Source organism: Pyrinomonas sp., assembly GCF_040289685.1.
Lineage (GTDB): Bacteria > Acidobacteriota > Blastocatellia > Pyrinomonadales > Pyrinomonadaceae > Pyrinomonas.
In genome coordinates, this window is sequence record NZ_PSLQ01000007.1 from 59,373 (window position 1) to 77,021 (window position 17,649).

The 17,649-nt window shown below is 60.6% G+C and carries 14 protein-coding genes; 11 read left to right on the forward strand and 3 right to left on the reverse strand.

Translation table 11 applies throughout. From position 1 onward, the window contains the following. Positions 1-97: 97 nt before the first annotated feature. The 7 genes from C4334_RS03165 (at position 98) to C4334_RS03195 (ending at position 8,902) form a co-directional block, all read left to right on the forward strand. Complete coding sequence (locus C4334_RS03165) at positions 98-1,093, forward strand: hypothetical protein (RefSeq protein WP_352430629.1); 996 nt, start codon at positions 98-100, stop codon at positions 1,091-1,093. Beyond that, a complete protein-coding gene (rlmB, locus tag C4334_RS03170) occupies positions 1,090-1,866 on the forward strand; it encodes a 23S rRNA (guanosine(2251)-2'-O)-methyltransferase RlmB (RefSeq protein WP_352430630.1) in 777 nt (258 codons plus the stop codon). The genes C4334_RS03165 and rlmB overlap by 4 nt, the downstream gene beginning before the upstream one ends. Before the next feature lie 84 nt (positions 1,867-1,950). Beyond that, entirely contained in the window at positions 1,951-2,445 is a 495-nt protein-coding gene (locus tag C4334_RS03175) for a zinc ribbon domain-containing protein (protein WP_352430631.1), read from the forward strand. A 93-nt stretch (positions 2,446-2,538) separates the two neighbouring features. Then, positions 2,539-4,068 carry a shikimate dehydrogenase gene (locus tag C4334_RS03180; RefSeq protein WP_352430632.1) on the forward strand — a complete coding sequence of 510 codons (1,530 nt, stop codon included), beginning with the start codon at positions 2,539-2,541 and terminating at the stop codon, positions 4,066-4,068. A 139-nt stretch (positions 4,069-4,207) separates the two neighbouring features. Then, positions 4,208-5,227: a ThiF family adenylyltransferase gene (locus C4334_RS03185; RefSeq protein ID WP_502943388.1), complete on the forward strand. Its 1,020-nt coding sequence runs from the start codon at positions 4,208-4,210 to the stop codon at positions 5,225-5,227. A 40-nt stretch (positions 5,228-5,267) separates the two neighbouring features. After that, positions 5,268-7,466 carry a molybdopterin-binding protein gene (locus tag C4334_RS03190; RefSeq protein ID WP_352430634.1) on the forward strand — a complete coding sequence of 733 codons (2,199 nt, stop codon included), beginning with the start codon at positions 5,268-5,270 and terminating at the stop codon, positions 7,464-7,466. A gap of 818 nt (positions 7,467-8,284) precedes the next feature. Next, the gene (locus C4334_RS03195) at positions 8,285-8,902 is read left to right on the forward strand and encodes a hypothetical protein (protein ID WP_352430635.1); all 618 of its coding nucleotides are present in this window, start codon (positions 8,285-8,287) and stop codon (positions 8,900-8,902) included. Between the two features lie 165 nt (positions 8,903-9,067). On the opposite strand, the gene C4334_RS03200 is transcribed toward C4334_RS03195, so the two are convergent. From C4334_RS03200 to C4334_RS03210, 3 genes are all read right to left on the reverse strand, one after another. Then, positions 9,068-9,685, reverse strand: a complete 618-nt coding sequence (locus C4334_RS03200; RefSeq protein ID WP_352430636.1) for a hypothetical protein — start codon at positions 9,683-9,685, stop codon at positions 9,068-9,070. Further along, a complete protein-coding gene (locus tag C4334_RS03205; RefSeq protein ID WP_352430637.1) occupies positions 9,682-10,248 on the reverse strand; it encodes a hypothetical protein in 567 nt (188 codons plus the stop codon). The genes C4334_RS03200 and C4334_RS03205 overlap by 4 nt, the downstream gene beginning before the upstream one ends. Positions 10,249-10,375: 127 nt before the next feature. Beyond that, the gene (locus tag C4334_RS03210) at positions 10,376-11,794 is read right to left on the reverse strand and encodes a tetratricopeptide repeat protein (RefSeq protein WP_352430638.1); all 1,419 of its coding nucleotides are present in this window, start codon (positions 11,792-11,794) and stop codon (positions 10,376-10,378) included. A gap of 164 nt (positions 11,795-11,958) precedes the next feature. Here C4334_RS03210 and C4334_RS03215 point away from each other — a divergent pair, with 164 nt between their 5' ends. The 4 genes from C4334_RS03215 to C4334_RS03230 all read left to right on the forward strand — a co-directional run. Continuing rightward, positions 11,959-12,729, forward strand: coding sequence for a DUF4397 domain-containing protein (locus tag C4334_RS03215; RefSeq protein ID WP_352430639.1), 771 nt, complete (start codon positions 11,959-11,961; stop codon positions 12,727-12,729). A gap of 365 nt (positions 12,730-13,094) precedes the next feature. Continuing rightward, entirely contained in the window at positions 13,095-13,961 is an 867-nt protein-coding gene (gene larE / locus C4334_RS03220; RefSeq protein ID WP_352430640.1) for an ATP-dependent sacrificial sulfur transferase LarE, read from the forward strand. Between the two features lie 65 nt (positions 13,962-14,026). Then, on the forward strand, positions 14,027-15,307 hold the full coding sequence (locus C4334_RS03225; RefSeq protein ID WP_352430641.1) for a Glu/Leu/Phe/Val family dehydrogenase: 1,281 nt from the start codon (positions 14,027-14,029) through the stop codon (positions 15,305-15,307). A 419-nt stretch (positions 15,308-15,726) separates the two neighbouring features. Next, on the forward strand, positions 15,727-17,649 hold a 1,923-nt coding region (locus C4334_RS03230; protein WP_502943385.1), incomplete at its 3' end, for a PKD domain-containing protein.

The following is a 17,649-nucleotide window of genomic DNA, read 5'->3' on the forward strand; positions in this document are numbered from 1 at the left end:
TCTCCTTTGGTCGAAGGCTACTGCTGCGCGCGGATTATAGCGCACCGTCCGTTGACGATTGCAAAGCTGCGTGATGGGCGCGATAATCTTCGGTGCGATGAGTCCTCGTCCACCAAGCGACGGGTGCACGAAGTGGACGCAAGCCGAGTTGGTCCAGTGCGAAAGCTGCGGGCGGCGCAACGCTCCGACGCGGACGCGCTGTCTTTACTGCGGCGCAGCTCTTCCAGCCAAAGACGTTGTCTTGACCGGCGGGCGCATCGTAGCTCGATCTCTAGAAGAATGGGAACGTGGATTCAACGTTTGCGCGCTGCCAAACAGACCGCCTAGCGCTGCTCAACTGCCGCGATTGGCCGAGTGGTTGGATGTCGAAACGGATCTGTTGCGCGATGCGTTGGCGATGCAGTGCGCCTTGCCTTTGGCGCGCGTTGCCACGGAAGAGCAAGCCCGATCCGTGCAAACGATGATGCGGGAAGCCAACCTTACGACCTCGATCATCGCCGATGAGGAATTGAACGGCGATGCGCCGTTGCGCCTTCGCCGGTTGGCTTTTCTCGATGAGCGACTGGCGGCGTGGACCGTGCTCGACGAACGCATCACCGCGAATTGGGAGGAACTGCGGCTCATCGTGCGCGGACGCATTCGCACGCACCGACTAGAGGTCGAAGAGCGTGGTGGGCGAGGCGCGGAGACGCGCGAAATCATCGAGGCGCGCGATTTCACCTCGGATTATCTGGTGATCGATCTGTTCGGGTTTGGGCCGCGACCGTGGCGCGTCGTCGCGCATGGGTTCGACTTCAGTTGTCTCGGCGAAAGAAGAAGTCTGTTGGCCGAAGAGAACTCGAACGCACTGATTGAAGAGATCGCGCGACGAGCGAACCGCGCCGTATGCGATGACCTTTACGAGAAGGCGCGTCGGTGGCTCGATATCGTGTGGCCGCCCGCGGCGCGCACGGAGTCGGCTGGCGTACGGCGCGCTGGTCTGGGTCGCATACACACGGCGATGACTACTTTGGTGAGCAACGAGCGTCAATTCGCGCGCTATGGCAGTTTGCAACTGAAAGCGCTCAACCTAGTAATGGGCGGTGTGGCGTGAAGATCGAAGATAGAGCGAGCGCGATCATCTACGGTGTGGGGCCCGTTCTCGAAGCCTTGCGTGCGGGAACAAGGTCGGTCGAGAAGATTCTGGTCGCCGCAAGCGCGCACCATGCGCGGTTGAACGCGCTTCGTGAGATGGCGCGCGTTTGCGGCGTTCCCGTGCTGCGCGTGCCGCGAGTGGAATTGGAGCGGCTCGCAGCGCACGCCAATCACCAAGGCGTAGTCGCTTTCGTCGCTGCCGCGCGCTACGCCGAGGCGACGGAGTTGCTTGATCGTTTAGCAAAACAGATCGGCACTGCTGATCCGCCGCTCGCGCTCGTCCTCGACCGAATCGAGGACCCGCGCAATTTGGGAGCGATCGTGCGCACGGCTGAGTGCGTTGGCGCGCACGCCGTCTTCATCCCGACGCGACACGCTGCCGGGTTGACCGACGCCGCCGCTAAAACAGCCGCGGGTGCGCTCGAATACGTGCCGGTGGCGCGTGTGGCGAACATTGCGCAGCTTGCCGAAGAGTTCAAACAACGCCACATCTGGACCGTGGGAACCGCTCAGGATGGCGAGCTCGTTTATACCGACTGGGACTGGACGCAACCGTGCGCCCTCTTTCTTGGCAGCGAGGGCGAAGGTTTACGGCGACTCGTCCGCGAACGGTGCGATGTGGTGGTACGCATCCCGCTCCGCGGGCGTACGGAATCCTTGAACGTTTCGGTGGCGGCGGGCGCAATTCTTTTCGAAGCATTGCGCCAGAGAGCGGTTGCAGGTCTTGCCTGATGCGGCCAATGCAGACGTAGTTTGGGCATCGGCGTGCGGGCATTGCTTGATCCATGCGACCAAACGCACATGTGGGAGGTCGAAATGTTTTGTCCAAAATGCGGCGTGAAGAACATGGATGACGCGAAGTTCTGTCGTGCTTGCGGGGCGAACATCAGCCTCGTTTCGCAAGCGCTCGAAGGACGGCTCGCCGATGCCAAAGCTCCGGACTGGTATCGGCTGGGTGTAGGCAGTCCGCCGAGCATCGAAAAGGGCGTGCGCGAGATATTCATGGGGATCGGCTTTCTGTTGATCGCTTTGGCCATTTTGATCTTCGCGCCAGGCGGCTCGATGTGGTGGTTCTGGATGCTAATTCCGACTTTCGCGCTGGTCGGCGGTGGCGTCGGCCAAATCGTCCGCCTGCGGCGCGACCAAGCGCTACGCCCGCGTTCGGATGCAGGTGCGTCGGCGCGTCCGACGATCGACGAGCAATGTTCATCGCCCTCGAGCGTGACTGAAAGGACGACGAAACTTTTGGAGAAACAAGCGGACACGTTGACCGCTCGACTTGTCGAAGAAGGGGCTGAGCGGAAAAAGTAGGCTAAAGAGCAAGGAGCGTCGTTCGATCAAGAAGTGCCGGGAACCTCTCACGAAGATCGCATAGGTGTTGAAACTGCTGCGCCGAAGATCTGTGTGGCGCTGAGTGCGCCAACCATCGACGCCGCACGGCGAATGCTTGAACGGGCGCGGTGCGCGACGGCGGATCTGGCTGAATTGCGGCTCGATCATTTGACGGAAGCGTCCGCTTTGCTCGACGCAAATTCCGCCGTTTTCGCCGCGCTCTGTCGGTTGGTGCGCGAGCGACCGCTGCCGCTGATTCTGACGTTGCGGCCTGAAGAAGAAGGGGGACGTTGCTCCTTTGCGTTGGCTGACAGGGCGCGTTTCTGGGGGCAATTGCGCGCGCACGGCGCAATGCCGGAATTCATCGATCTGGAACTCGAATTGGTGGAAGCCTTGCGTGCAGACGATCTCGGTTGGTCCAGCGTCATCTGTTCCCATCACGATCTATTGGGTGCGATGGAGGATCTCGATGCGCTTTACGAAAGAATGGCGCGTACGCCAGCGCGCATCATCAAGATCGCCGTCACGGCGCACGACGCCCTCGATTGTCTGCCGCTCTTTCGCTTGCTCGAAAGGGCGCAACGAGAACGGCGCGAACTGATCGCCATTGCGATGGGCACGGGCGGCATTGCCACGCGCCTCCTCGCGCACGGAGCTTTTTTGACCTACGCTTCGCTGGAGCGCGGAGGCGGCACGGCTCCGGGTCAGGTCTGGATCGAAGACCTGATCGAATCTTATCGCCTTCGCTCCATCGAGCGACGGACGCCGCTTTACGGCGTCATCGGTGCGCCCATAGGTCACTCGCTCTCGCCCGCAATGCACAATCGCGCCCTGATCGAAGCCGGTTTGAGAGGCGTTTACGTTCCGTTTGAAACAGGTGATGGACGCGCTTTTATCCGTCGCCTGCTCCATCCGCAAACGCGCGAAGTCGATTGGCATTGGCGCGGATTGAGCGTGACGGCGCCGCACAAAGAGAGCGTCATCGAATGCATGGATGAGCTGGACGAGGTGGCGCAACGGACGGGCGCGGTCAACACCGTGGTGGTACGAGGTAGAGAATTACACGGTTACAACACGGACGTTGAAGGCTTTCTCGCGCCTTTGCGTGGCCTGCTCGATCTCGCTGGTGCACGCGCAGCGGTCATCGGTGCTGGAGGCGCGGCGCGCGCTGCCGCATGGGCCTTGCGTCGCGCGGGGGCTGAAGTCGTGCTGTTTGCGCGTTCGCCGGAGCGGGCGCGTCTGCTCGCGCGCGCCTTCGAGCTGGATGTCGCTCGGCTTGCCGGGGCTCGTTTCTCTTCTTTCGATCTGGTGGTCAACACGACGCCGCTTGGAACGCGCGGCGCCCATGAAGATGGATCGCCCGTTGACGCTGAACAATTGCGCGGCGCGCGTATCGCCTACGACATGGTTTATAATCCGCCTGAGACGCGCTTCATTCGTCAAGCTCGGCAAGTCGGGTGTCGAACGGTGGGCGGTCTGCACATGCTGGTCGAACAGGCCGCGTGGCAGTTCGAATTGTGGACTGGCAGAAGCGCTCCGCGCCAAGCGATGCTGGAAGCCGCGCGGCAAGCGTTGAGCGAACGTTCTGCTCGAGACGAGTGACGTAAGAAGTGTCGCGGCGCTCAGGCACGAATCGTCCTTCGGATCGACCTTGCGATTAGCGCGAGTCGGGCCGATCGTCAAACAGAAGGGATTCGTCGCTTGGGGCGCAAAGGTCTTTCTCCAAAAAGCCTGTTTCCGCATGGAAGATCGGTACAGTCGGCAGATCCTATTCGCCGAAATCGGCGAGCGCGGGCAACAGCGCCTGCGGCAGTCACGCGCGCTCATCGTCGGTTGCGGCGCGCTCGGTTCGTTGCAAGCTGAGATGCTCGCGCGCGCTGGCATCGGCGGCTTGCTGATCGCCGATCGCGATTTCGTCGAGTTCTCCAACCTCCATCGGCAGATGCTCTTCACCGAACAAGATGCGCGCGAACGGACGCCGAAGGCGGTCGCTTGTGCGGCGCATCTCGGCGCGATCAACTCCGAAGTCGAAGTGCAGAGTCGTATTGTCGACGTCAATGCGAGCAACATCGAAGAACTGCTCTTTGATTGCGACTTGGTGCTTGACGGTACGGACAACTTCTCGACTCGCTACGTCATCAACGACGCATGCGTCAAACGCGGCGTGCCGTGGATCTATGGCGCAGCGGTCGGCGCTTACGGTCTGACGATGACGGTGCTTCCGCGCGAAACGCCATGCTTGCGTTGTCTCTTTCCGGACGTGCCGCAAGCAGGAAGCGGAGCGACGTGTGACACGGCGGGCGTCATCATGCCGATCATCGCGACGGTGGTTGCCGTGCAGGTAGCCGAAGCGCTGAAGATTCTAACGGGGCGTCACCAAGCGCTGCACCGTTCGCTGATGCAGTTCGACCTATGGCGTAATGAATGGCGTCGCGTTCCGCTCGGAACGCCGGACGAAGGGTGTCCGGTGTGTCGAGGGACGAGCTATCCTGCATTGGAAGCCGAGGCCGTAGATCAGATCGTCGTGCTTTGCGGGCGCGACGCCGTGCAGATCACGCCGCTCAATCGCGGACGGCTCAATCTCGCTGAGATCTTCGAGCGGTTCCGCGCCGTCGGCGAAGCGCAAGCCAATCCTTATCTTGTACGCGTGCGTCTCGGCGATTACGAACTGACCGTCTTCGAGGATGGTCGCGCCATTGTCCGAGGCACAGAGGACGCGGCGCGGGCGCGCGCCTTGTATGCTCGCTACGTCGGTGCCTGACGCAAGCTTCTATCTCTTCATTACGGACAAAACAGAAGGAATGGTCAACACAAGATTTCTCGTCAAATCGTTCGCCGTCACCGCGACGGCGATCTTCGTCTTGGTCTCTATAGGACGCGGTGGCGGTCCGGTGATTTGGGGCATAGAGTCGCGCGCGGAGCTGTTGCGCGGCGATGCGCGTGGCGTGTCAATCTCGGACGCTGGAGCGCTGACGCTCGCACCGCGTTTTGCGCCGTTGTTCGATACTGGGCAATCTTACGTCTGGTCCAGCGCCGTTGACAGCGCGGGCAACGTCTATCTCGGCACGGGGCACGATGGCAAAATCTTCCGCATCGCGCCTGACGGAGGCGGCGCGTTGCTTTACGATGCGCCGGAATTGGACGTGACCGCGCTAGCCGTCGGACGGGATGGCGCTCTTTATGCCGGAACGTCGCCCGATGGCAAAGTCTACCGCATCGCATCGGATGGGCGCGCGGAAATCTACTTCGATCCGCCCGATAAATACATCTGGTCGCTCGCGGTTTTGCCGGATGGGACGCTGGCCGTCGGCACAGGCGATCAGGGCAAGATCTATCGCGTTCGCGGGCCGGGCGCGAAAGCTGAAGACTCGCTGTTGGCGGACATCAACGAAACCAACGTCATCACGCTCGTCGTCGATGGCCGTGGCGAATTGATCGCCGGAACGGACCCGGGAGGACTGGTGCTGCGCATTGGACCGGACGGGCGCGTGTTCGCTTTGCTCGATTCCCCGTTGCGTGAAATTCACGCGCTCGCCGTCTCGCCCAATGGAACCATCTACGCGCTCGCGTTGGGCGATGCAGCCTCTAGCGCTGCACGTCCATCAACGCCGACATCGCCATCAGCCGCGCCGCCAGCCGCGCAAACGAGCGTTTCGGTTTCGGTCGTCGAGGAGGTGGGCAGCGCGCCGCCAGCGCAGCCGACTCCGGCGCGAAGCCGCAATGACTTGAGCGGCGCGCGCAGCGCCGTCTTTCGCCTTCTTCCTGACGGAAGCAACGACGTCGTGTGGAGTTCGAACACGGTGACGGCCTTCTCTCTCGCTGCTGCACCGCAAGGCGGCGTCTTGGTTGGCACCGGCGATAAGGGGCGTATCTACGCCGTCAGCGATGGCGGGCGCGACACGTTGTTGGTCCAATCCACCGAGGATCAGATCTCAGTGCTCGTAGCCCGCGGCGAGCAGATCTTCGCCGCGTCGAGCAATCAAGGCAAACTCTTCCGCTTGACGTCGGAGACGGTAACCGAAGGGAGCTACGAATCGCCAGTGCGCGACGCGCGTTTCGTCGCTTCATGGGGAAGAATCTGGTGGCGCGGCAGCGGTGCCGTCGAACTGCAGACGCGCACGGGTAACACCGAGCGGCCCGATGCGACGTGGAGCGAATGGAGCGCCCCATACCGCGATCCAAACGGCGCGCCGATCACTAGCCCGCGCGCGCGTTTCATTCAGTGGCGCGCCGTGTTGCGCGCAAGCGGTGGACCAGCGCGCGTGGAAGAGGTCAAGCTGGCATACTTGCCAAACAACGTCGCGCCTGAAGTGGTATCAATCACGGTGCTGCCGCCCGGCGTCGGATTGCAGCAGGCGATTCAACCGCAAATCGACCCCAACATCGAAGCCTCAGGACTCGACCCCACGCTCTTTGGCGCGCCAACGCAAGTTGCCCCGCGGCGCGTCTATCAGCGCGGCGCTATCTCTTTGCAGTGGCAGGCCGAGGATCGCAACGGTGATGCGCTCGAGTACGCGATCTACTATCGGGCGCTAAACGAAACGCGTTTTCGTCTGCTCAAAGACAAGTTGCGCGAAAACTTCTACACCGTTGATGGCGCAACGCTGGCCGATGGACGCTACATCTTCAAGATCGTGGCAAGCGATCAACCGGATAATCCACCGGGACGCGCTTTATCTGGCGAACGAACAACCGATCCGGTGACGGTCGATAATACGCCGCCCGTGGTGCGGGCCAGCGCGCCGGAGTTGGTGGGCAATCGCGTGCGCGTTCGATTCGCCGTCGAAGATGCGACCGGAATGGTGCGCCGCGCTGACGTGAGCATCGATGGGGGGCCATGGTCGACGATCTTTCCGGAAGATGGCCTCGCCGATGGGCCGCGCGAAACCTACGTCGTGGAATTCGACCCCGCTGTCAGCAGCGGAGAGCGAACGGTGGCCTTGCGCGCGTTCGACGACAGCGGTAATGTAGGAAGCGCGCGCGTGGTAGTGCGCCGTTGATCGCCAATGTCTTTCTAAACTTCTCGTTTAGTGCGCGCTATAATTTCGAACGCGACGCCTAGAAGAAAGGTTGATCGCCGAACTCCTAAACTCTGGTTTGGCGTGGGAGCGAATTTCGGCCGCCTTCGTTCGCATGAGAGGCAAGCGAAAGTCGCCCATTGACCTTTCGCTCGACGGAAGGCACGCGCTTGGTTCGCAACGAACAACCGTGTGCTCGGCGAGCATTTGCCCGATGATGGCTTTTGGCGATGCGTTCTTTACAGCGAAGAAAGGCGAGCGCACAGCGATGCACGATAAGGTGTAGCGCTTGCCGGAAACGGTGCGTTCGCCTCGCGTTTGGCAAACCGCAAGCGCAGAAGAAACAAATTTCGAGCGCATGGCATCGGTTTTGCTTTCTCGAGAGCGAGGAATAAGGACGCGCGTTGTTGACCTCTCCTCCCATGCGCGCCTCGCAGTTAGACATGAGGAGGAACGGAGCATTGAAGGGCTTACTCAAAGAGTGTTTAGCGGTGGCGATTGTGCTCTTCTTGGCCCCTTTGGCGCTTCACGGAGAAGAGCTTCAAGGGAAGAAGCCTCCGCCCAAAGACGGCCCGCGCGTGATCGTGCGAGCGCCGAAGGAGGGCGAGGGTAAGGACAAGGACAAAGATAAAAAGAAGGACGAAGAAGGGGATCGAGACAAGCAAGGGGAAAAGCAAGAGGGAAAAGGCCGGGGAAAGCCTTGATCGTTGCAGGCCGAGCCGAAGCGTGGTGGTTGCGAAAAGGGACTGCCACGCTTCGGTTTGGCCTTTTCAACCTCGGGTCGAAGCAGAACAAACTCCATGAGCGTGAACAGAACAAGCGTTTCGAGCGGAAAATGGGCAGCCATCGCCGCCGCTTGTCTCGCCAGCGTCGCGATCGCCATTGGAAACTCATCCGACACGATAAACGGCGATGAGCTGTTATTTCGCGCCGAGCGCGTAACAGGCGATCGCTTCCTGTATGCGACGAAGACGCCGCGCGGAACGTTGGTGCGCGCGCGCACTGAACCGCCCGCGGAAATCTTGCGCGCAATCGACGATGGACTCTCAACATTGTTCGACATCGCACACCGACACGGTTATCGCCGCCGCTTGCGCCATAGCGATTACACCGTTTTCATCGCGCGCGCCGATAGGACTGCGGACCGCGAAGGTCGTTACTCGCCGGACATCGCCATCCCAGCAGCGCAGTACGCTGGAAGCATTTACGACCAGGGCGGTGTTGTCTATGCTGCGGGAATGGTGCTCAGCTTCGACCCTTGCGCCTTCGTCATCGCCGAGCACGAACGCGATTGGAAGAGGGTCGCCGACGTAGTTCGCTACGAAGGCGAACACCTCGTGCTCTTTCACAATGATCCGTCGCTCTTCCGTCAAACGGCTGACCACAGTCGCGGCGGAGGTCACCCGATTCTGCAATGATCCGAGAGTCGGAAGCGCGACGTCGAATCAGACTCACACTGGGGCGCCGACCGAACCCGAATTCAGTGAGCTGAGGGTCTGGCGAACAAAGTTTTGGCCGCTTCGTCAGCGAACGCAGCCTTTAAGGATGGCGAATTTCAATTGGTTGGATGAGCGACTCCCTCTTCAAACGCGATAGGCGTTGCTCATCGGATCGAGCCGAATTACTTCGCTCGTGGTTTGGGGGCGCGCTCTCGCGGCGTCGATGATCTGTTGCGCGCTCTCGATGATCTTTTCCAGCATCTCGCGTTCTTGCCGGTCGAGACCTTGCTCACGAAGCGGGGCGAGCTGCGCGATGTAGCGCGCAGCCGCCTCGGCCATCTTCGTCAGAGCTTTGTTGAGAAAATCTTTTTGCGCCGGGCGCGTTGCCGCGTCATCCAGATTGTCGATCGCTTCATCAATGGTGCGCGCGATATCGCTCAACAGTTCAGCGCGCGTCCCTCGAACTTCGCCCCACTCCTCGTTTTCCCGCTTGACTTTTCGGTCGGAAGGCGCTTGCCCAGTTAGCAACGAAAGACGGCGGTCGATGATCTTGATGAAGACCTCGATGCGTTTATCGATCCGTTGCGCGTCGCGCACGCGGTCGGCTTCTTGCGGCGTCAGATTGTCGCGTTGTTGCGCCGCAACAGCGCCGCCGAGCAGCGGCAAGACGGCGAGGAGCAAGATCAACCAAGATCGCAAGAGCGAAATCGCTTTGCTAGGTTGAGCGTGAAGGATCATCTGCAGCTTCTTCGGCTCGTTCATGGTTCGTCTCGTTTGCGCATTTGTTCGCTTGCCGCTTCTGCGCCGTCGTCCTCTTCTCCCTCGTCGTCGGATTCACGGATCACCACATAACCGTAGAAGGAGTTCAACGCCTCGGCGCGCACGCGGCGCGTCGCGCGAACTAAGGCGCGCATGTTGGCTGATTGTTCCGAAGGCATGACGCGCCGAATAGCTTCAAGGCGCGATAGTTGCGCGCGCAGCCCGATCTCGAAGCGGCGGTAGAGATCACGTTGACGATTGACGCCAGCGTTGCTTGCTTTGAGTGCGCGTAGCTCATCTTCGATGATCGCTCGGTAGATGCCGAGTTCTTTGACGGCGTCGTCGTACATCTGCGCGCCGACGAGTTTTTCGGCCCGCATCAGCCTCGCCTCCGACAGCTCCAAACTAAGGTGCAGGCGCGCTTTCGCATCGCGCGCCGCGGCCAAACGCTCCCTTTCTTCTTTCGGGATGAGAACGAGCGGCGGCGGCGCTTGAAAGATTTCCTGCGCTATGCCGCTCGTTGCCGCGGCAAGCAGCAGGCAAAAGAGCGCGGCGAGTAAACGCAAGCCGTTCGCTCCGAAAAGAGACGGCTGGAGCAAGGCTGGCCCGCCTGTTTCGCTCGGCGGCGTATTGACGGAGCACATATGCGAAGCTTTTGGTCGCGAGTCTTTCATGGTGTGTTGTCGCTCGTCGTTACGGCCCTCTCTTCCCGTGTCGTTCGATCTGCTCCCGCAGCCTCGGCAGTCTCAATTTCACGCGCTCGATCTCCAGCGCGTTTCTCTTCTCATCGGCGCGCGCGAGAAACCGCTCGTAAGCGGCGAGCGCCTCCTCGTACCGGCCCAGAAGATCGAGCGCGCGTCCAATGAAGTAATCGGTGATCGCCACGTCGGGACGCGCGCGCCGGATCCACTCGTATTCGATGAGCGCTTGATCGTAGAGTTTCAGCTCGTCGAGAGCGGCGGCGAGATTGGCGTGCGCGGCGTAGTTAGCCGAATCCACTGCGAGCGCGCTGCGCAACACGGTGACGGCTTCAGCGAAGCGCCGCGCTTGGACCAGCGCCGCGCCGTAACCGACGATGTAAGCGACGTTGTTCGGTTCGAGTTCGGCGGCGCGACGGTAGTAGTCGAGCGATTTAGTCGGGTCGCTGCGGCGATAGGTTTCGCCCAATTGCGCAAGCAGCGCGCTGTTTCGCGGATCACGCGACAGCGCTTGTTCGAGCGCAGCGCGTTCTGCTTCTCCGATCTCATCGGCGAGTTGCGCGCGCAAAGCGATGACGTCGGAGCGTTGTTTGGTCGCTTCGCCGAGCGCGTCGAGCCATCGAATCGCTTCAGCACGACGCCCAATTCGCGCCCACAGCGTTGCCAGCTCGATCTTCAACGCTTCGTCTGAGGGTGTCACGAGGCGCAAATCGCCGATGGCGCGTTCGGGCTCGTTGAGTTCAATGAGCAGACGCGCGCGCGCAAGCCGGGCTTTGACGTCGTCCGCATCGAGCGTCAACGCGCGATCCAGACTAGCGAGCGCCGCGCGCTTATCGCCGCTTGCCAGTTCCAGCAACGCGCGCTGATGCCAGTCAGCGGCGGTCGCATCGGCGAGCGCAGTCGCTTGTTTTATGAGCCGAAGCGCTTCCATCAGATCGCCTGTTCTCTCCTTCAAACGTGCGAGCGCCACGATGGCTTGCCGGTTCCGCGGTTCGAGCGCGAGCGCTTGGCGCAAGATCTTCTCGGCGGCGGCGTCGCCTGTTGTCACCAAGGCGGAACCGAACGCCGCGTAAGCGAAGACCCAGTCAGGGCGAAGCTCGGTAGCGCGAGCAAAAGCGGCTTTGGCTTCAGCGGACCGTTTGCTTGCCAACAGCGCCATTGCTTTTTGGAACTCAGCTTCGGGAAATTCTGGGCGCAGCTTGAGCGCTTGCTCATAGAACGCAATGGCACGCGCGTAATCGCCGCGGGCGTGGGCATCCTGACCGCGCTCGAAGAGTTTGATCGGGTCGTCTTCGACAAGCGCTGGTTCTTGCTTGGTTTCGATGGGGGCGTGTGTTGAGATTTGAACTATCTGCGCGCGGATCGGTGCGGTAGATGGAGCAAGCGCCAACGCCAACGCAAAGACGCCGCTCACATAAGACCTTGTTCGACGCTTGCGCATGGAAATTGCTTTTCTCCCAGTTGTTCGGCTTTTCGTGTTCGATAATAGCACGCTTGCGGATCGAGCGTCCAAAAGCGTGTGACCGAGCGAGTCGAACGTTATTGCAGGATTTCAAGGATGAGGAGCCATAGAAGAAGATGAAGAGCAAAGTTTTCGTCGGCTTTCTTTTCGTCCTCGCTCTGTTGAGCGGCGCGTGTAGTCGGGAAGCGAATCAGAATCAACCGGTGACGACCAAGACCGAACGCGGGAGTTCGACGGCGCCGCCGGCTGAGGAGGTCAAAAAGCGGGATAATGCGCTGGTGCGCGTCATTCACGCCGTGCCGGGTGCTGCTGCCGTCGATGTCTTCGTGGATGACCAGAAGGCTTTCAGCGGCGTCGCATACAAGACCGTCACGCCATACAAGGAGCTATCGGGCGAGCGTCACACTTTTCGTCTGCGTCCAGCCGGCATGGATGCAGCGCAGCCTTTAGCGGAAAACAGCGAAGGCTTGGGCGACGGCAAGCATTACACGGTGATCGCATTGCCGGGAGAAGATGGTCGCGCGGTCACGTTGCGCGTGCTTGAAGATGAACTAGTTCCGCCGTCGAGCGGCAAGGCTCGCGTGCGCGTCATCAACGCTTCCAACGATGCCGGTGAGATCGACGTTTATCCGCAGGGCAAGAATGAAGCGTTGTTTAGCGGGATCAATTTCCGTTCCGAAGGCGGATACAAAGAGGTTGATCCCATGTCCGGCACGCTCGAAATTCGTCCAGAAGGACAGAACCGTCCCATGCTTTCAATCTCCAACGTGAAGTTCGACGCTGGTAAAACTTACACGATCGTCATCGTTGGCCACACTCGCGCCACGCCGCGGTTGGAAGCGATCACAGTGGAAGATCAGTTCAGCGGCCCCATGGCGATGCGCTAAAGCTGGCGAATCAGAGTCGCGCGATCGCAAAAAATCCGGCGCCCACTCGCGAACGAAGAGGGAATGGCCGATTCGTCGCGCGGCTGCCGGATGATCTTGGCTTCACTCGTTAACGGGAAGGGAGGAGGCGACGTTCTTCTCCCTTTCACCGCCTGAATTCCACGCGCTTTTGCCAGCCCGCTTCCGTTTGAACTCTGCGGTGGGGCGTCGCTGCTTTTTAATCAGTTCTCACTCTGTGTTGAACCAATCGATTCTGTCGTTTCGCCGCAAGTTAAAGGCGATGCAGTCGACTGCGCTTCCTGATTTGCATCGCGCGAAACGGCTGCGTTAACATGCAGCGCGGCAGATCGCAGGCAGCGCTGGAGATGAAGAGCATTCGAGAGTCGATGGGCAAGGCGTGTGAGGCGAGCGATGCGAAAGGTAAAGAGCAACGGCTTCGCGCGCTGTTGCGTGAAATGGATGCGGTGATCGTCGCTTTTTCGGGCGGCGTCGATAGCACGTACGTCGCTTGCGTGGCTGCCGAGGAGCTGGGCGAACGGGCCCTGTGCGTGACGGGGCTTTCCGCCAGCCTTGCGTCGCACGAGCGCGCTCAGATCGAAGGGATCGTGCAACGTTTCGGTTTGCATCACGAAACGGTCTCGACCGAAGAGCTGGACGACCCGCGCTACCGAGCGAACTCTCCCGACCGTTGTTACTTCTGCAAAACGGAGCTTTACGAAAAGTTAACGACGATCGCGCGCGCGCGCGGCATCGAGTTCATCCTCGACGGTTCGACACTCGACGATCTCAACGACCATCGTCCAGGAAGACGAGCGGCGGGCGAACATGGCGTGCGCAGTCCGTTGATCGAGGTCGGCATGACCAAAGCTGAGGTGCGCGAGCGGAGCCTCGCGCTCGGTTTGCCGACGTGGGATAAGCCCGCCAGCCCGTGCCTTTCATCGCGCATCGCTTACGGTCTGCCGGTCACCGTCGAGCGCTTGCGCACGGTCGAGCGCGGCGAAGAGATCTTGCGCCAGATGGGCCTGCGCGTCTTTCGCGTCCGCCATCATGGCGATTTGGTCCGGTTGGAGATTGCGCGCGAAGAAATGGACCGCATTTTAAATCACGAGGCTTTTGCCGTCATCGGTCAGAAGTTTCGCGCGCTCGGCTTCCGCTACGTCACGCTCGATCTCGACGGCTTTCGTTCCGGTGCGATGAACGAAGCCTTGCGCCTTGCAGATGACCGCGCGTGAGAAGATAGAACGATCGACCATCCATGAAGTGCGATGGATGCTCTTCAAGCATTTGGAGGTGAGTCATGCCGAGTCCGATGGTAGATGATGCCAAGGAGATCAAAGAAGAGAACCCATTTGAGTCGATGATGTCGCGTTTCGATCGAGCGGCCCAATTGCTTGATCTCGATCCCGATCTGTATGCCGTCATGCGCGTGCCTAATCGTGAGTTGAAAGTTTACATCCCCGTGCGCATGGATTCCGGACGGATGCAAGTCTTCGAGGGGTTCCGCGTACAGCACAATTTCGCGCGTGGACCAGCCAAGGGCGGCATCCGTTACGCGCCGGACGTAACGCTCGACGAGGTACGGGCTCTTGCCGCGTGGATGACGTGGAAGTGCGCCGTCGTCAACGTTCCATTCGGCGGCGCCAAAGGCGGCATCATCTGCGATCCACAACAGATGTCGCAGGGCGAACTGGAGCGCCTGACGCGCCGCTATGCTGCCGAACTCATCGATATCATCGGACCGGAAAAGGATGTGCCCGCGCCCGACATGAACACCAATGAACAGACCATGGCGTGGATCATGGACACCTACTCGATGCACGCGCGTCACACGGTGACGGCCATCGTCACGGGCAAACCGGTGGAATTGGGCGGATCGGCGGGACGGCGCGAGGCGACCGGGCGCGGCCTGCTGTTCGTCATCAATGAGGCGATCAAGCGTTTCAAGATGACGCCGCCGCAAACGCGCGTCGTGGTGCAAGGTGCGGGCAACGTCGGCGGAACGGCTGCACGCTTGCTGCACGAGGCGGGTTACAAGGTAATCGCCATCTCAGATATTCACGGCGGCATATACAATCCGAACGGGTTGGACATTCCGGCAGCGCTCGATTACCTTCAGCGCACGCGCTCATTCGAGGATTACCCGGGAGCTGAGCAGATCACCAATCAAGAACTGCTTGAACTCGATTGCGACGTCTTGGCCCCGTGCGCGACGGAGAATCAGATCACGTCGCACAATGCCGACCGCATCAAGTGCAAAGTATTGGCCGAAGGAGCTAATGGCCCGACCACCGCAGCCGCCGACAGCATCCTTCACGAGAAGGGCATCTTCGTCATCCCAGACATTCTGGCCAACGCCGGCGGCGTGACGGTCTCGTATTTCGAGTGGGTGCAAGACCGCATGGGCTATTTCTGGCGAGAGGATGTGGTCAACGAGCGGCTCCAAGATGTTATGGTCGCCAGTTTCAATGACGTTTGTCGCTATGCCGAACGCCACCGGGTCGATACGCGGACGGCGGCATACATGTTGGCCATTGACCGTGTGGCCTACGACACGCGCATGCGCGGGTTCTACGCCTGACGAGGCGAGGGGCGGAAAATTTTTCGGCTAAGTCGTAAAAAAGACTTGATTTCCGCGCCGAGCTGGGGTATGGTCTGCCGGAAGCCGACGCGCAAGTCGGGCGCGCGCCGTCCGGATGGACCACCGGAACGGTTGAGCGAACTAGATTTTTGACACGGAAAATGATATTCGAACGCTCGCGCTTCGGTTCCGACCGAGCCGGACCAAACCGAGGACAAGCGGGCTTGAGCGACCGTTTGCCGATGTGGCGGCACGTCTTTTGCTCGGAAGGACGTGCGGTCTCCGATCTTGTGTTCTCATCCGAGACGCAAGATCGCTCTGGTTCTACGATTCCATCTCGCCTGCGCGGCGGGAGCGAATGGATCAGAGATTGAAGCGATTGAATAAATTGAAACAACTCGTTTCGCAGGAGGAATGCGATGAGATTCGCGAGAGGAGCGCTCGTTGCTGCGCTCGCCATTGTGATGTTATGTGCCGCAGCGTCCGCGCAAACCCTCAGGCCGGAGACTGATCCGCGGAATCTGGCTCCGACCGTCGGCACGGGCGGCCCCATTGGTGGGCCGACCGGTCTGTTCACCATCTACGATGGACAGACACTGCGGCGCGGAGAGTTCACCTTTAGCTTCGGATATAGCAACTACGACCGCGATCCAGGTAACGTCGACATCACGGAAGCGCCGATTAGCTTTCAAATCGGACTTTCGGACTACCTAGAGCTATTTTTCAACACTGACGCTTACCGTGGGATCAAGGTCAACAGCCCACGAAACCTGTCGAGCTTTTATCTGCCGAACTCGCGCTTCTTCAGCGCCCCGGCGATTGTGCTCGCGCCGACAGGGCCGAACGTCGGGACGCAGGTCGCCGCTAGCGGGGCACTCTATCGTCCACCTAACTCGCAGCCGTTCGTCCCGTTCCCGTATGTGGGCGGCTCGTGCGGGAACTTCGGACTGGCTCCGGGGCCTCCTGGCGGCAGGTTTGGCTTCCCGGGCTTCAACGCGCAGATCGGGTCGCCGACTGGCGGGGGATCGAGATTTGGCGCGGCGGCTAACTTCCCGTGCTTGGGTTCGGTCTTTGGAAGCATCCTGCCTGGTGTAGTGTTGGCAACTGGGGCGATTCCGGGCTTTACCCCCGGCGGGCAACCGACCATTGTAGGTCCGGTGACCTCGACGCTTCAGCCGGCCTATCTGCCGGACGCGCCGTTCATCAACCGCTTGTACGGCGAATCGGCCTTCAGCACCTTCGTCGTCGGCGCGAAGTTCCGTTTCACCGGGCCGAACAATCCGCTCGGCGTCGGTTTGATTCCGTTCTATCGTTTCTACGCCGACAAAGCGGATGATGCTGCGGGCTTCAACCAATTGCAGCGCGGTGCCAGCCCGGGCGGCGATATCGGCGATTTCGGCTTGATCTTCTTCGCAGATGGCCGCGTAAGTCGATCGGTCAATATTTCGGTCAACTTCGGGTATATCCTGAACAGCAATCCGCGGAGCGAAGCCTTCCGCACGGGCAAAGTCAGCTTGCTCGACCGGCCCGATGAGTTCATTGCGGGGGTCGGTTTCGACTTTCCGGTCAACAAGCACTTCCAGCCCATCGCGGAACTTCGCTCGACGCAGTACGTCGGCGGACGCACGCCCAACGCTTTCGAGAACAGTCCCGTTGATGCGTTGCTCGGCGTGCGCATCTTCCCGACGCGCTACATGGGCTTCAGCGCAGCTTACCGTCGCCACCTGAATCAGCAGGATCAGGATCACTTCAGCCGAACGTTCCCGCGTGGCTTCACGCCATCAGACGATCCGAACGGATACCTGTTCCAGTTCTTTGTCGGACGACGCAATGAGCGTGCGCCAGAATTCTTGCCGAACCAACCGCCGACCGTCTCGGTGACGGCTAATCCGACCTCAATCACAGTCTGCCCGCGCGACCCGTCGCAGGCCAATCCGCCCGATTCGCGCGTGCAGCTTTCGGCGTCAGCGACCGATCCTGATGGCGACACGCTCCTTTACAACTGGAGCGTTACGGCTGGTCGCATCATCGGCGAAGGTCCAAACGTGACGTGGGATCTGTCGGGCGTGCAGCCGGGAACCTATACGGCCAACGTCGAAGTGGATGATGGTTGCGGTTGCGTCTCTTTTGCTTCGACGAGCGTGACAGTGGGCGAATGCCCGCCGCCACCGTCGCCACCGCCGACCTGCCCGACGATTTCGGTGACGTGCCCGACCGAGCCGGTGTTGCAAGGTCAGCCGATCACCTTCACGGCCAACGTGCAGGACGCACCGGCGGATCGCACGCTGACCTATAACTGGACCGTGTCGGCTGGCACGATCACCAGCGGTCAAGGCACGCCA